Origin of the sequence: Curtobacterium sp. MCBA15_008, assembly GCF_001865065.1 — a bacterium.
GTDB lineage: Bacteria > Actinomycetota > Actinomycetes > Actinomycetales > Microbacteriaceae > Curtobacterium.
This window is the reverse complement of record NZ_MJGN01000006.1, coordinates 37452-51151: the sequence shown is the minus strand read 5'-3', so window position 1 is coordinate 51151 and position 13700 is coordinate 37452. Positions and strand designations below refer to the sequence as shown.

Annotated in this window: 16 protein-coding genes; 10 read left to right on the top strand and 6 right to left on the bottom strand. The window is 71.4% G+C overall.

From position 1 onward, the window contains the following. The first annotated feature begins 27 nt into the window (after nucleotides 1-27). Nucleotides 28-1002: a zinc-binding dehydrogenase gene (locus BIU96_RS03035; protein WP_071291184.1), complete on the top strand. Its 975-nt coding sequence runs from the start codon at nucleotides 28-30 to the stop codon at nucleotides 1000-1002. A gap of 157 nt (nucleotides 1003-1159) precedes the next feature. On the opposite strand, the gene BIU96_RS03030 is transcribed toward BIU96_RS03035, so the two are convergent. Together BIU96_RS03030 and BIU96_RS03025 are read right to left on the bottom strand one after the other, a co-directional pair. Continuing rightward, a complete protein-coding gene (locus BIU96_RS03030; protein WP_071291134.1) occupies nucleotides 1160-2617 on the bottom strand; it encodes a sugar porter family MFS transporter in 1458 nt (485 codons plus the stop codon). A gap of 139 nt (nucleotides 2618-2756) precedes the next feature. Further along, a complete protein-coding gene (locus BIU96_RS03025; protein ID WP_071291133.1) occupies nucleotides 2757-3290 on the bottom strand; it encodes a hypothetical protein in 534 nt (177 codons plus the stop codon). 135 nt (nucleotides 3291-3425) lie between these two features. On the opposite strand from BIU96_RS03025, the gene BIU96_RS03020 reads away from it, so the two are divergent. Further along, complete coding sequence (locus BIU96_RS03020; RefSeq protein ID WP_071291132.1) at nucleotides 3426-4331, top strand: LysM domain-containing protein; 906 nt, start codon at nucleotides 3426-3428, stop codon at nucleotides 4329-4331. Between the two features lie 183 nt (nucleotides 4332-4514). On the opposite strand, the gene pgi is transcribed toward BIU96_RS03020, so the two are convergent. From pgi to BIU96_RS03000, 4 genes are all read right to left on the bottom strand, one after another. Further along, nucleotides 4515-6239 (bottom strand): glucose-6-phosphate isomerase, encoded by a 1725-nt coding sequence (gene pgi, locus BIU96_RS03015; protein WP_071291183.1) that lies wholly within the window; start codon nucleotides 6237-6239, stop codon nucleotides 4515-4517. Between the two features lie 120 nt (nucleotides 6240-6359). After that, the gene (locus BIU96_RS03010) at nucleotides 6360-8624 is read right to left on the bottom strand and encodes a cation-translocating P-type ATPase (protein ID WP_302847710.1); all 2265 of its coding nucleotides are present in this window, start codon (nucleotides 8622-8624) and stop codon (nucleotides 6360-6362) included. After that, nucleotides 8621-8809 (bottom strand): heavy-metal-associated domain-containing protein, encoded by a 189-nt coding sequence (locus BIU96_RS03005; protein ID WP_071291181.1) that lies wholly within the window; start codon nucleotides 8807-8809, stop codon nucleotides 8621-8623. Before BIU96_RS03005 ends, BIU96_RS03010 begins: the two co-directional genes overlap by 4 nt. A gap of 59 nt (nucleotides 8810-8868) precedes the next feature. Further along, nucleotides 8869-9159, bottom strand: a complete 291-nt coding sequence (locus BIU96_RS03000; protein WP_071291180.1) for a metal-sensitive transcriptional regulator — start codon at nucleotides 9157-9159, stop codon at nucleotides 8869-8871. An 81-nt stretch (nucleotides 9160-9240) separates the two neighbouring features. On the opposite strand from BIU96_RS03000, the gene BIU96_RS02995 reads away from it, so the two are divergent. The 8 genes from BIU96_RS02995 to BIU96_RS19680 form a co-directional block, all read left to right on the top strand. Further along, a complete protein-coding gene (locus tag BIU96_RS02995; RefSeq protein ID WP_071291131.1) occupies nucleotides 9241-10434 on the top strand; it encodes an AraC family transcriptional regulator in 1194 nt (397 codons plus the stop codon). Nucleotides 10435-10595: 161 nt separating this feature from the next. Then, nucleotides 10596-11063, top strand: coding sequence for an Asp23/Gls24 family envelope stress response protein (locus BIU96_RS02990; RefSeq protein WP_071291130.1), 468 nt, complete (start codon nucleotides 10596-10598; stop codon nucleotides 11061-11063). Further along, the gene (locus tag BIU96_RS02985; RefSeq protein ID WP_071291129.1) at nucleotides 11060-11251 is read left to right on the top strand and encodes a DUF2273 domain-containing protein; all 192 of its coding nucleotides are present in this window, start codon (nucleotides 11060-11062) and stop codon (nucleotides 11249-11251) included. Before BIU96_RS02990 ends, BIU96_RS02985 begins: the two co-directional genes overlap by 4 nt. Next, nucleotides 11248-11580: a hypothetical protein gene (locus BIU96_RS02980; protein WP_071291128.1), complete on the top strand. Its 333-nt coding sequence runs from the start codon at nucleotides 11248-11250 to the stop codon at nucleotides 11578-11580. Before BIU96_RS02985 ends, BIU96_RS02980 begins: the two co-directional genes overlap by 4 nt. Before the next feature lie 9 nt (nucleotides 11581-11589). Then, nucleotides 11590-12165 carry a DUF6286 domain-containing protein gene (locus tag BIU96_RS02975; RefSeq protein ID WP_071291127.1) on the top strand — a complete coding sequence of 192 codons (576 nt, stop codon included), beginning with the start codon at nucleotides 11590-11592 and terminating at the stop codon, nucleotides 12163-12165. Next, entirely contained in the window at nucleotides 12162-12725 is a 564-nt protein-coding gene (locus BIU96_RS02970) for a hypothetical protein (protein WP_071291126.1), read from the top strand. Before BIU96_RS02975 ends, BIU96_RS02970 begins: the two co-directional genes overlap by 4 nt. An 84-nt stretch (nucleotides 12726-12809) precedes the next feature. Further along, nucleotides 12810-12983, top strand: coding sequence for a CsbD family protein (locus BIU96_RS02965; RefSeq protein WP_071291125.1), 174 nt, complete (start codon nucleotides 12810-12812; stop codon nucleotides 12981-12983). 79 nt (nucleotides 12984-13062) lie between these two features. After that, the coding region (locus BIU96_RS19680; RefSeq protein ID WP_175477441.1) for an Asp23/Gls24 family envelope stress response protein at nucleotides 13063-13700 on the top strand (638 nt) is incomplete at its 3' end.

The following is a 13700-nucleotide window of genomic DNA, read 5'->3' as shown; positions in this document are numbered from 1 at the left end:
ATGACCGACACCACCACCCCCACCACGATGCGCGCCGTCGTGCACGAGACCTTCGCCGAGCCCGCCGACGTCCTGACCGTCGCCGAGCGTCCGGTCCCCCAGCCCGGCGCCGGGCAGGTCCTCGTCCGCACCGTGCTCTCCCCCATCCACAACCACGACCTGTGGACCGTGCGCGGCACCTACGGCTTCAAGCCCGAGCTGCCCGCCCAGTCCGGCACCGAGGCGCTCGGTGTCGTCGAGTCGCTCGGCGAGGGCGTCACGAACCTGCAGGTCGGCCAGCGCGTCGCCGGCGGCACCTTCGGCGTCTGGGCCGAGTACTACGTCGCCGACGCGGCCGGGCTCATCCCGGTGCCCGACGCGATGTCCGACGAGGCCGCCGCCCAGCTCGTGTCGATGCCGTTCAGCGCGATCAGCCTGCTGCACTCGCTCGACCTGCACGAGGGCGACTGGATGATCCAGAACGCCGCGAACGGCGCCGTCGGCCGCATGGTCGCGCAGCTCGCCGCCGCCCGGGGCATCAACGTCGTCGGTCTCGTCCGGCGTGCGGCCGGTGTCGACGAACTCCGCGAGCAGGGCATCGAGCGGATCGTCGCGACCGACGGCGACGACTGGCAGGACCAGGTCACGGCGATCACCGGCGGTGCGCCGATCATCGCCGGCGTCGAGTCGGTGGGTGGACAGGCCGCCGCGGACATCGTGTCGACGCTCGCCGAGAACGGGACCCTCGTCGTGTTCGGCGCCATGGCGTCGCCGACGATGACGATCCCGTCCGGGGCCGTGATCTTCAAGCAGGTCACGATCAAGGGCTTCTGGGGCAGTGTCGTCAGCCGCACCATGCCGGGCGAGACGAAGCAGCAGCTCTTCGGTGAGCTCATCACCCGTGTGCTCGACGGCTCGCTGACGCTCCCCGTCGCCGAGACGTTCGCCTTCGAGGACGTCCGCGACGCGGTGCGCGCGAGCGACACCGCCGGCCGCGTCGGCAAGGTGCTCCTGCGCCCGTAGCGCGACCAGCAGACGGACGGGAGGCGCGGTGCCAGCTGGCACCGCGCCTCCCGTCCGTCACTCGGTCGCCCGTCGAGGGAGCAGAAGACGTCGGGTGCCATGGGCTGACCCGACGTCTTCTGCTCCCTCGATGGACTGCGTCAGCGACGCCCCACCGTCACCGACGCGCCTTCTTCGGCGGGACCGTGAAGATGTTGCCGGTGGTGACGCCCTCTTCGACCTCTTCCAGGGTGCGGCCGCGGCTCTCCGGCACGAACTTCCAGATGAAGAGCAGGGCGAGGACGCCGACGATCGCGAAGCCGAAGAACGTGCCCGTGATGCCCGTGGCGGCGACGATCGTCGGGAAGTACAGCCCGAGGAACGCGTTCGCGATCCAGAGGCAGAAGACCGCGATCCCCATGCCGAGCGCACGGATCTGCGTCGGGAAGATCTCGGACAGGATCACCCAGGTCGCGATGTTGAGGAAGGTCTGCATCGAACCGACGAAGGCGACGACGAGGAACAGGATGACCCAGGGTCGAGCGGGGTTGCCCTCGACGAGCGTCATCGAGGCGATGCCGATCAGGAAGTGGCAGACCGTCGTCAGCGAGTACCCGAGGATCAGCGTCGTCCGACGGTTGATCTTCTCCATGTTGTAGATGGCGATGAAGCCACCGACCACGGCGATGATGCCCGGCGCGATGTTCGCGATGAGCGCCGCCGACTGCTGGAAGCCCGACTCGATCAGGACGGTCTGGCCGTAGTACATGATCGAGTTGATGCCGGTCAGCTGCTGCGCGACGCCGATGCCCGCACCGATGAGCACGATCCGGATGAGCCACTTGTTTCCGAGCAGGACGCGCCAGCCGCTCTCGCGCTGGACCTTCTCCTCGAAGGCGTTCGTCCGCTTGATGTCCTCGAGTTCGGCCGACGCACGCTCCTTCGAGCGGATCTGCCCGAGGACCTCGAGCGCCTCGTCGTTGCGGCCCTTCGACGCCAGCCACCGCGGCGACTCCGGCACGCGGAGCATCCCGATGAAGAGCGCGATCGCGGGCAGGGCGCAGACGGCGAGCATGACGCGCCAGACCCCGTTGCCCTCACCCCAGAGGTTGCCGATGATCGCGTTCACCACGAACGCGGCGAGCTGTCCGATGACGATCATCAGCTCGTTGCGACCGGAGAGCGATCCGCGGATCTCGTACGGCGCGAGTTCGGCGAGGAACACCGGCACGACCGTGGAGGCACCACCGACCGCCAGCCCGAGCAGCACGCGACCGACGACCATCACGCCGAAGGCCGGCGCGAAGACGCAGACGAGCGTGCCGACGAAGAACGTCACGGCGAGCAGGATGATCGTCTTCCGACGACCCCAGCCGTCGGCGATGCGACCGCCGAGCATGGCACCGATGGCGGCACCGAAGAGGAGCGAGCTCGTGACCACGCCCTCGGTGAAGTTCGTGAGGCCGAGCTCCTGCTTCATCGGCAGCAGCGCGCCGTTGATCACACCGGTGTCGTAGCCGAACAGGAGGCCGCCGAAGGTGGCGACGAGGGCGAGGACGCCGAGGCGGCGGACGTGCGGGCCCTTCCCGACCGGCGGGAGCGCCGTCTTCGGGGCTGTCGGTTTGATGTCGACCATGCGGGTGACTCCTTCGTCAGTGATCACGCTTCATCGCTTGGAAGGATCGTAACCCGTTTCCATGTCCTGTCAATCACACATATGGACATCAGACGGATTGGATCGCTCCACGAAAGTCCTGATCAGGGGCGAGGGTGCCTCACCCCTCGTCGCGGGGCGGTTCGGCGAGCACGTCCCCCAGCGAGGACATGTCCGCACCGTGGTCGGTGTAGCGCCGGACCGTCCGGCGCGCGGCAGCGCTGGCGGCTCCGGCGAGCCGGGGGTTCCGGCGTGCGGCGTCGGCGACCCGACCGGCGTGCCCGGCGGTCGAGAGCAGGACGTTCGCGAGCGCCCGCGCCTCGCCCGGTTCGGGGACCCCGGTGACGGTCCAGGCCGTGCGGACCTGGTCGTCCGGAGTGACACCGCGTCGGGTGCCCATGCGGTGCCAGTCCGACAGGGACCCCTCGGTCCGGGAGGCTGCACGGTCCGCCTCACCCGCGCGACGGCGGTCGGCGTCACGCGCGTCGGACTCGGCGCTCGTCCCCTCGACGGTGTCGAACCGGTCGGTCAGGCCGTCGGCACGACGACGGACGCTCTCGGCACGTTCCCGCGCGGCAGCGTCGTCACCGCCTTCCTCGGCGATGCGGGCGGCGTGCGCGGCGGCTGCAGCGGCGAGGATCTCCGAACGCTCCATACCCACGACGGTAGCCGCTCCGACCGACACCGTCCCACCACCCCCGGACCGGTCCGGTGTGCCGCAGGACACAGCCCGCGACCGCCCCTCGGTCCGGGCGCGACGCCGCGCTAGCATCGTCGCGAGGGGGGAACCATGAAGCGTTTCGTGACGATCGGTGCCGTCGTCCTGGCGACCGTCGCGCTGTCCGGGTGCTCGTTGCTGCGCGGATCCGACGGAGCGCTGCCCGCGCCGTCCAGCCCGCCGGCGACGTCCGCGCCGCCGAGCGCCACCCCGACGCCGACCCCCGACGGCGAGTCCGCGTCGGACCTGCTCGAGGCATCGGCGAACCCCCGCACGCCCACCCCGGAACCGACGGAGGCCGCCGCCCCGGCCCCGACGCTCACGCCCATCCCGGCCGGCACCGTCCTGGCGCAGGGCGACGTCGCCTCCCCCAAGGGCAGCATCCACTTCCACTTCCGGATGGTCGCCAACGGTGACGACTCCTTCACCGCGCAGTACTCCGGGATCACCTCGACCCTGCCGGTGCCGATCGGCGTCGGGCTGTTCGACCTGCCGCGGAAGGTCGGCGACGGGCTCACGTACCACGGCGTCGGCGACCACACCCTCGGCGGCCCGACCAGCGGTGCGATCGCGGCGAACGTGCCGCTCAGCGGGTCCGGGGTCGACCCGTCGCACCTCGGGACGCTCGTGACGTACTCCGCGGCGGCGCCCGGGCAGGACGTCCCCGTCGAGATCGCCGCCGACAAGGTCCTCGCCGTCACGACCGTCCGCTGGTCGGTCCCCGCACGGCAGACGAACGTGCACCCGAAGGACGCCGGCACCCGCGCGAACGCGAACGGGCCGGTCACGGCGACCACGGCCTCCGGTGCGCCGAAGACCTACACGGTCGCGCCGGACGACCTCATCGGCGACGTCGCCGCGCGCTTCGGCATCACGGTGCGCGACCTGGTGTGGCTGAACGAGGGCGTGCAGGTGTTCGGCGAGGACCAGCACCTCTACGAGGGCACATCGCTCAACCTCGACCCGCTCGGCCGCTGACCCCGGCGGCCACGGCGCCGGCGACGTTTCGCGGTGAGCGACACCTCACGGGCCGCGCCGCGCGTGAACTGTCGCTCAGCGCGAAAAGCGCCTCGGGTCCGCCCCGCGGCCAGCGTGAGCGGCGGACGGACGGGAGGCGCGGTGCCAGCTGGCACCGCGCCTCCCGTCCGTCAGGTGCGCGCGTCACTCGCCGCGCAGCTCCAGGTACTTGGCGATGAGCGCCTTCGTCGAGGAGTCCTGCGCGTCCAGCGCGGCCTGGTCGCCGTCGACCGCCGGGGCGATCTGCAGCGCCAGCTGCTTGCCGAGCTCCACGCCCCACTGGTCGAACGAGTCGATGCCCCAGATGGTGCCCTCGGTGAACACGATGTGCTCGTAGAGCGCGATGAGCTGGCCGAGCACGCTCGGGGTGAGCTCCGGCGCGAGGATCGACGTCGACGGCTTGTTGCCCGTGAAGGTGCGCGCTGCGACGATCGCCTCGTCGGTGGTGCCCTCCGCGCGAACCTCGTCCGCCGTCTTGCCGAACGCGAGCGCCTTCGTCTGCGCGAAGAAGTTCGCCAGGAACAGCGCGTGGACGTCCTGCCCCGGCTGCACGGCCTTGCCGTCGCCGGACTCGTCCTTCAGCGGACGGGCCGGCTTCGCGACGGTGATGAAGTCCGTCGGGATGAGGCGGGTGCCCTGGTGGATGAGCTGGTAGAACGCGTGCTGGCCGTTCGTGCCCGGCTCGCCCCAGAAGACCTCGCCGGTCTCGGTGGTGACGGGCGAACCGTCCCAGCGGACGCGCTTGCCGTTCGACTCCATCGTGAGCTGCTGCAGGTACGCGGCGAAGCGGTGCAGGTACTGCGTGTACGGCAGGACCGCGTGGCTCTGCGCACCGAGGAAGTTCGAGTACCAGACGTTGAGCAGCCCCATCAGGACGGGGACGTTCTGCTCGAGCGGCGTGGTGCGGACGTGCTCGTCGATGGCGTGGAAGCCGGCGAGGAACTCCTCCCAGTTCTCCGGGCCGATCGCGATGACGACGCTCGTGCCGATGGCCGAGTCGACCGAGTAGCGGCCGCCCACCCAGTCCCAGAAGCCGAAGGCGTTCTCCGGGTCGATGCCGAACGCGGCGACCTTGTCGAGCGCGGTCGAGACGGCGACGAAGTGCTTCGCGACGGCGTTCGACTTCTCGTCGTCCGAGGCGTCCGTGAGGCCCAGCTTCTCCCACAGCCACTGGCGGGCGAGGCGGGCGTTCGTCAGGGTCTCGAGCGTGCCGAAGGTCTTCGACGCGACGATGAAGAGCGTGGTCTCCGGGTCGAGGTCGACGGTCTTCTCGTAGATGTCCGACGGGTCGATGTTCGAGACGAAGCGGGCCTCGAGGCCGGGCTGCACGTACGGCTTCAGTGCCTCGTAGACCATGACCGGGCCGAGGTCCGAGCCGCCGATGCCGATGTTGACGACGGTCTCGATGCGCTTGCCGGTGACACCGGTCCACGAGCCGTCGCGCACCTGCGTCGCGAAGGCGTAGACCTTGTCGAGCGTGGCGTGCACGTCGGCGTCGACGTCCTGGCCGTCGACGGTCAGCGGGGCGGCGGGGACGAGGCCCTCGGTCGCCTTCGGCCGGCGGAGCGCGGTGTGCAGCACGGCACGGTCCTCGGTGGCGTTGATGTGCTCACCGGCGAGCATCGCCTGGAAGCGCTCGGCGACGCCGGTGTCCTTCGCGACCTGCAGCAGTGCGCCGAGGATCTCGTCGTCGACGAGGCCCTTCGACAGGTCGACGGTGAGGTCCGCCGCCTGGAACGTGTACCGCTCGGCGCGGCCTGGGTCGCTGTCGAACCACCCTCGCAGGTCCGGGGTGAAGCCGGCGGCGATGCCGTCCAGCTTCTTCCAGCCTTCGGTCGATGTGGGGTCGACGGGCGCGGATTCGGTCACGGGGTCCTCCTGGATCACCTTCAAGACGTACAAGCCCGCGGGTCACCGCAGCACTGCGTCGCGGACCGAGTTCGAGCGTAGTGCGCTCCGGCGGGTGGTGCGCACAGTCGGGCCGCCGGGTCAGGGGCGGTCGAGCGGGGTGAAGCGACGGAGGCGCAGGCTGTTCGTCACGACGAAGACGGACGAGAACGCCATGGCCGCACCCGCCAGCACGGGGTTGAGCAGCCCCGCCATCGCGAGCGGGATCGCCGCCACGTTGTACGCGAACGCCCAGAACAGGTTCCCCCTGATCGTGCGGAGGGTGGCACGGGAGAGCCGGACCGCATCGGCCACCACGGTGAGCCGGCCACTGACGACGGTGATGTCGCTGGCCGCGATCGCCGCGTCGGTGCCGGCGCCCATCGCTATGCCGAGGTCGGCCGCGGCGAGGGCTGCTGCGTCGTTCACGCCGTCCCCGACCATCGCCACGCTCCGCCCCTCGGCCTGCAGCCGGCGGACGGTCTCGAGCTTCGAGGCTGGTGTGGCGCGCGCGTGGACCTCGTCGATCCCCACGGACGCGGCGACGGCGTGTGCCGCCCCCTCGTTGTCGCCCGTGAGCAGCACCGGACGGAGTCCGAGCTCGACGAACCGACGGACGGCGTCGGCTGCGTCGGGCTTCACGGTGTCGCCGACGACGACCACGCCGAGCGCGGCGCCGTTCCGAGCGACCACGACCGCGGTCCCGCCGTCGGACTCGGCCTCGGCGAGTGCGGTGGCGAGCGTCTCCGGCAGGCTGATCGACCACGACTCGGCGAGCCACCGGGCGGTGCCGACCAGCACCACGTCGCCGTCGACCACAGCCTGCACGCCGGCGCCCGGCGTCGCGGTGAACTGCGATGCCTCCGCCGTGCCGATGCCCCGGTCACGCGCGCCGGCGATCACCGCGCGGCCGACCGGGTGCTCCGAGCCGTCCTCGACCGCCGCGGCCAGTCGCAGCACCGCGTCGGGGTCGACGTCGGCGTCGGGGGCGGCCGCGACCGAGCGGAGCGCCATGGCCCCGGTCGTCACGGTGCCGGTCTTGTCGAGCACGATGGTGTCGACGGCACGGGTGCGTTCGAGCACCTGGGGTCCGCCGATGAGGATGCCGAGCTGTGAGCCGCGCCCCGTGCCGACCAAGAGGGCGGTGGGGGTGGCGAGACCGAGCGCGCACGGGCAGGCGATGATGAGGGTGGCGACGGCCGCGGTGAACGCCGCCGTCAGGGATCCGCCGAGCACGAGCCAGCCGACGAACGCCACCAGCGCGAGTCCGATGACGATCGGCACGAAGACACCGGAGACGCGGTCGGCGAGGCGCTGCACCTCGGCCTTGCCGGTCTGGGCGTCCTCGATGAGTCGACCCATCCGGGCGAGTTCGGTGTCGGCGCCGACGCGGGTGATCGTGACGACGAGTCGTCCGCCGACGTTGATCGTGGCACCCGTGACGGCGTCGCCGGGGCGGACCTCGACCGGCACGGACTCGCCGGTGAGCATGCTGAGGTCGACGGCGGAGGAGCCCTCGCGCACGGTGCCGTCACTCGGGATCCGCTCCCCCGGGCGGACGACGACCACGTCACCGACGACGAGCGAGGCAGCCGGCACACGGGTCTCGGTCGCCGCCCGCAGCACTGTCGCGTCCTTCGCGCCGAGCTCGAGCAGGGCGCGGAGCGCTGCGCCGGACTGCTGCTTCGCCCGTGCCTCCATGTACCGCCCGGCCAGGATGAAGACCGTGACGGCGGTGGCGACCTCGAGGTAGAGGTCGCTCGCCTCGGGGTCGGTCGCGAACCACGAGAAGGTCATGTGCATGCCGGTCGTGCCGGCGTCACCGAGGAACAGCGCGTAGAGCGACCAGCCGAACGCGGCGAGGACCCCGACGCTGACGAGGGTGTCCATCGTCGCGGCGCCGTGCCGGGCGTTCACCCACGCGGCGCGGTGGAACGGCAGCGCTCCCCAGACCGCGACGGGCGCGGCGAGGGCCAGTGCCAGCCACTGCCAGTTCGGGAACTGCAGCAGGGGGACCATCGACAGCACGACCACGGGCAGCGCGAGGACCGCCGAGACCACGAGCCGCTGCCGGAGGGGCGCGGAGGGATCGGACCCGGCGGTGTCGGCGGTGTCGTCGTCCGGGGAGACGGGCGGCGCCGGGACCGAGGCGCCGTACCCGGCGGCCTCGACCGCGGCGATCAGCACTGTTGGATCGGCGGAGTCCGGGCCGTCGACCTGCACCTGCGCCTTCTCGGTCGCGTAGTTCACGGTCGCGGTGACGCCGGGGAGCTTGCCGAGCTTCCGCTCGATGCGGCTGGCGCACGAGGCGCACGTCATCCCGGTGATGTCGAGTTCGACCACACGGTCGACGACGCCGTCCGTCACGAGCGCACGACCTCGTACCCCGCCTCGGCGACCGCGTCGCGCAGCGCCTCCGTCGTGACCGGACCGTCCGACGTGACGGTGACCTCGGACCGACCGCCCGGCACGAGCTGGACGGCGACGTCCGACACCCCGTCGAGTTCGGTGAGTTCCTCGGTCACGCTCATCACGCAGTGCTCGCAGGTCATGCCCTCGACGAGCAGGAGTTCGGTGTTCACGGTGTCGTTCACGGTGTTCCTTCCGGTGTTCAGGAGCGGACGAGTCGGGCGATGGCCTCGCTCGCCTCGCGCACCTTGGCGTTCGCGGCGTCCCCGCCCTCAGCGACCGCCTCGGCGACGCAGTGGGACAGGTGGTCCTCGAGCAGCGACAGGGCGACGCGTTCGAGCGCCCGGTTCGCCGCGGAGATCTGGGTGAGGACGTCGATGCAGTAGGTCTCGTCCTCGACCATGCGGGCGATCCCGCGCACCTGACCCTCGGCGCGACGGAGCCGCTTCAGCAGGTCGTCCTTGTCGCCGATGTACCCGACGTGTTCGTACATCGTGTCCTCCACCCGACTCAATACGGTACCCCCCTAGGGTATTCCTTCGACGTGTCGGCGCAACCGTGGCAAGATGCGCGCATGACCGCCTCGTCGCCGAACGGCTTCCGCAGACTGCGGTTCACCGACGGCGACGGCTCCGACTACTCCGCCATCTTCGAGGCCGAGTACCACGGCTCGGACTTCGCGTCGGGCACCTTCGCGACCGAGGACGCCCGGTACGAGTACACCGTCGTGGGCGACGACGACCTGACCCTCCGGACGATGCGCGCCGAGGGCGGCAAGCGCGGAGGCGTGATCGGCGCGCGGGACGACCACGTGGTGTTCTGGCTGACGAAGGGCCGGCTGGAGATGCACTTCGCCGACCGTTCCCGGGTCGTCGAACCGGGCAGCCCCTACATCGCGTCGGCCCCCGAGGCCTACCGGTTCGAGTCCTCCGGAACCGTCTACAACGGGGTCCACGTCGCCGACCGGTTCCTCCGCGAGGTCGGGAAGGACCTCGGGTTCCGGCTGCCGGCCGGTCCGCTGCTCTTCGACCAGCAGGACGAGGTGGTCGCACGGCGCGAACCACTCCGCCACCTCATCCACGAGATCGGTCCGATGCTCGTCGACGACCGGGTGCTCGGCGCGATGCGGACCGAGTTGAACCGCCGTCTCGCCGTCGTGGTCCTCGACACGTTCCCGATCCGGAACCGCGGGACCGACGTACCGGTGGCGAACCGGCTGCGGGACGCGATCCGGTTCATCGAGGCGAACGCGTCCGATCGGCCGTCGGTGCCCGACATCGCCGCAGCGTGCGGCCTCAGTCAGCGCGGCCTGCAGGACGTCTTCGCCCGCACGCTCGACTCGACCCCGCACCGGTTCCTCCGCGACCACCGCCTCGACCGCGTCCGGCAGGAGCTCCTGCGCGGCGACGGCTCCGAGGGCGTGGCGTCCGTCGGTGGGCGCTGGGGGTTCACGAACGCGGGCCGCTTCGCCGCCGCGTACCGCGAGCGCTTCGGCGAGGACCCGGGCACGACGATGCGCGCCTCACTGGCCGCCCGCCCCGACGCCGGACGGGCGTCGTGGCGCCTCCGGCGCGCACTCGCCTTCATCGAGCAGCACCTCGACGAGGACCTGACGGTGCAGGACATCGCCGATGCGGCCGGGGTGCGTCCGCGACGGCTCCAGCAGCTCTTCCAGGAGGAACGGGGCGAGTCCCCGATGGCGGCTGTCCGTTCGATCCGCGGTGCGACGGAACGCAGCGGCGCGGCCGGAATCCGCGCGGCCGACTGACCCGACCACCCCTCGGGGTACGCCACCACTGGGATCTGGCCGATTCTCTGGAAATCGGCTGAAACCGATGACCCGGGTGTGACGAACCTCTGGTGAGCCCCGTCTCATCCGTGAACAGCAACCGCTGGGAACGCCCGGCGGGACGATCGGAAGGAACGACAATGGCTGACACCACCCTCACCCCCACGACCACCAGCACGGCCGCCACGCGCAACACCGGCACCCACTCCGGCGCGAACGGCGTCACGGGCAAGACCGTCATCGACGACACCGTCGTGTCGAAGGTCGCCGGCATCGCCGCCCGCGAGGTCAACGGCGTCCACTCCCTCGGCAACGGCGCCGCCCGTGCGATCGGCGCCCTCCGCGACGCCATCGGCCAGCGCGACTTCGGCCAGGGCGTCAAGGTCGAGGTCGGCGAGAAGCAGGTCGCCGCGGACATCGTGATCGTCGCCGAGTACCCGGTCGCGCTCCAGCAGGTCGCCGACGGCGTCCGTGCCGGCGTCGCCCGTGCGCTCGAGCAGATCGTGGGCATGGAGGTCGCCGAGGTCAACGTGACCGTGCAGGACGTCTTCATCCCGGGTGACGACGACGACAAGGACGACGAGAAGAAGGAAGCGCGAGTCGCATGAGCAACACACTGATGGGCGCCCTCATCGGCGCCGTCCTCGCCGTCGTGGCACTGCAGTTCGGCTTCTGGGGCTTCGTGCTCGTGGTCGTGTTCGGAGCGGTCGGGGCCCTCGTGGCCGCGCTCGTGACCGGCCGCATCGACCGCGGTGCCCTCGCCGACGTGCTGACCGGGCGCCGGAGCTCACGATGACCCCCGGCCCGGACGGCGTCTCGTCTACTGCTGTCGCGGGCCGCGTCGAGATCACCGCTCGCGCACTGACCTCGCTGGCGCGGGCCGTCGCAGCCGAACGGCTCGGCGCCCCCGCCAAGCGGGTGCGGGTCGGACTCGGCGACGCGTCCGGCGCACTCTCCCTCGACATCACCGGCCCGATCTCGGCGGGCGACGACATCGTCGGCCGCTCCGCCCGGGTCGCCGAGGAGGTCAAGGGCCGCGTGGGTGACCTCACCGGCCGTCGCGTCGGCAGTGCCCACATCGAACTCACCGGGATCGTGCGCGAGCGCGAGACCCGGACCGTCTAGGAGGCCATCATGAGCAACGGTTCCGTGGAACGGCGCATCCGTCGCCGGAGCGTCCACCGCTCCCGCTCGACCGCCGTGGCCGTCGCCCTCGTCGTGCTCGTCCTCGTCGCGGCGTGGATCGGCACTGAGTCCGTCCTCCGGGCGATCGGCCGACCTCCGCTCCTCGCCGACCCGCAGTCCGCGGTCGACGCGGCACTCCGGCCCGACGCGGCGTTCCTGACGATCGCCGAGGTCGTCGCCGTCGTGCTGATCGTCCTCGGGGTCGTGCTGATCGTCCTCGCGCTCAAGCCCGGCCGGCAGCACCGCTCCGTCGTCGAACACGAGCGCGGTGCCGTCATCATCGATAGCCGCATCCTGGCCTCGACCGCGGCGAACGCGGCCGGCACCGCCGCGGGCGTGCCCGAGGGCAACGCCTCGGCGACCGCACGTGGTCGCCGGACCGAGGTCCGCGTGGTCCCCGTCACCGGGATGCCCGTCGACGAGGGCGTCGTCCGCGACGCCGTCCGCGACCGGCTCAGCGGTCTCGACGAACGATTCGGCCGGAGCGTCCGCGTCCGGGTCGAGGAGAAGGGAACCCTCGCATGACCAAGAGCAACCGGACCCTCAACCGGATCATCCTCCTCGTGCTCGGCCTGGTCGCCGTCGTCGTCGGACTCGTCATCGGCGCGGGCGTCCTGCCCGCCGTCCGCGACGCGACCGCCCCCTACGTCGACCTCCCCCGCAGCCTCGACGTACCCGCGTCCTCGCTGTGGATCATCGCCGGTGCATGCGCCCTCGTCATCGTGCTCGCCCTCGTGTGGGTGTTCACGCGTGGCGGTGGCGGTACCTCGGTCGCCGTCCGGGAACGCTCCGGCGACGACGCGGTGACCGTCAACGTGGCGCTCGTCCGCGACGTCCTCGACCACGAGCTCTCCGGCGTCCGTGACGTCGTCGGCTCGCGGGTCGACACCTACCTCGTCCGCCGGCAGCGTGCTGCTCGGATCCGGGTCGCCGTCCGCCGCGGCGGCGACGCGGTCACCGTGCTCGACGCCGTCGACCGGGCGGTCGCGGTCCTGGACCGCACGCTCGGCCGCCAGGTACCGGTGCTCGTGCACCTCACCGGCGGCACCCGCTCCGCGCTCGCGAAGCCGACCCGCGTCCGCTGACACCCGTCGGCACGACGCACCACGGGCCTCCCGGCCCATCCAGCACACCCACCGGGCGCACGCCCGCCGAAGAAAGGACCCGTCATGGGACTCGACGACAAGATCAAGAACGCTGCACAGGACCTCGCCGGCAAGGCGAAGGAAGCGCTCGGCAACGCCACCAACGACGACTCCAAGGTCGCCGAGGGCAAGAAGGACCAGGCCGCCGCGAGCGCCAAGCAGACCGGCGAGGACGTCAAGGACGTCTTCAAGAAGTAGGTCGCACGAACCGTGTCGGGGCACTCGCGCAGTCGAGTGCCCCGATGCGTTCCGGCGGAACCCGAACGAGGAGAGAACCATGCAGCACGACCCGAACGCGCACACGCAGGTCACCGAGGTGGCACTGCCCGCGGAGCTCACGGAGCCGTTGCCCGACGACGCGAGCACCGTCACGATCGTCGCCCGGACGGCAGCGGAGACCGCACTCGGCGTGCCCGGTGTGCACCACCTCGGCGGGATCGCCGCCCGTGCAGCCGACCAGTTCCGCAAGCAGCTCGGCCGGAGCGCCGGCACCGCCGGCGTGCAGGTCGACGAGGACGACGGCGCGCTCGGCGTGCAGGTCTCCATCGTCGTCAGCTACCCGGAGCCCGTGCTCCACGTCGCCGACGAGGTGCGGAAGCAGGTGACAGCCGCGACGCGGCAGGTTTCCGAGCTCCCGACGAGCGTGGACGTCCGCGTCCTCGACGTGCACGGTCCCTTCGACGACGAGCAGTCACCGCTGGGCCGCGCGACCGAGGCCGCGACCGACGCCGTCAAGCAGGCGGCCGAGACCACCGGCGACGCGGTCAAGCAGGCCGCCGAGACCACGGCGGACGCGACGAAGCGCGCTGCCGCGGCGACCGCCGACGTGACCAAGCGCACCGCGGACGCCACCGCCGACGCCACCAAGCGTGCAGCGTCCGCGACCGCCGATGCCTCGAAGCGTGCGGCCGACGC

What these genes read in the sequence shown, in the direction of transcription:
- BIU96_RS03035 (WP_071291184.1), top strand. Translation starts at nt 28, where the DNA reads ATGCGCGCCGTCGTGCACGAGACCTTCGCCGAGCCCGCCGACGTCCTG.
- BIU96_RS03030 (WP_071291134.1), bottom strand. Translation starts at nt 2,617, where the DNA reads ATGGTCGACATCAAACCGACAGCCCCGAAGACGGCGCTCCCGCCGGTC.
- BIU96_RS03025 (WP_071291133.1), bottom strand. Translation starts at nt 3,290, where the DNA reads ATGGAGCGTTCGGAGATCCTCGCCGCTGCAGCCGCCGCGCACGCCGCC.
- BIU96_RS03020 (WP_071291132.1), top strand. Translation starts at nt 3,426, where the DNA reads ATGAAGCGTTTCGTGACGATCGGTGCCGTCGTCCTGGCGACCGTCGCG.
- BIU96_RS03005 (WP_071291181.1), bottom strand. Translation starts at nt 8,809, where the DNA reads ATGACCTGCGAGCACTGCGTGATGAGCGTGACCGAGGAACTCACCGAA.
- BIU96_RS03000 (WP_071291180.1), bottom strand. Translation starts at nt 9,159, where the DNA reads ATGTACGAACACGTCGGGTACATCGGCGACAAGGACGACCTGCTGAAG.
- BIU96_RS02995 (WP_071291131.1), top strand. Translation starts at nt 9,241, where the DNA reads ATGACCGCCTCGTCGCCGAACGGCTTCCGCAGACTGCGGTTCACCGAC.
- BIU96_RS02990 (WP_071291130.1), top strand. Translation starts at nt 10,596, where the DNA reads ATGGCTGACACCACCCTCACCCCCACGACCACCAGCACGGCCGCCACG.
- BIU96_RS02985 (WP_071291129.1), top strand. Translation starts at nt 11,060, where the DNA reads ATGAGCAACACACTGATGGGCGCCCTCATCGGCGCCGTCCTCGCCGTC.
- BIU96_RS02980 (WP_071291128.1), top strand. Translation starts at nt 11,248, where the DNA reads ATGACCCCCGGCCCGGACGGCGTCTCGTCTACTGCTGTCGCGGGCCGC.
- BIU96_RS02975 (WP_071291127.1), top strand. Translation starts at nt 11,590, where the DNA reads ATGAGCAACGGTTCCGTGGAACGGCGCATCCGTCGCCGGAGCGTCCAC.
- BIU96_RS02970 (WP_071291126.1), top strand. Translation starts at nt 12,162, where the DNA reads ATGACCAAGAGCAACCGGACCCTCAACCGGATCATCCTCCTCGTGCTC.
- BIU96_RS02965 (WP_071291125.1), top strand. Translation starts at nt 12,810, where the DNA reads ATGGGACTCGACGACAAGATCAAGAACGCTGCACAGGACCTCGCCGGC.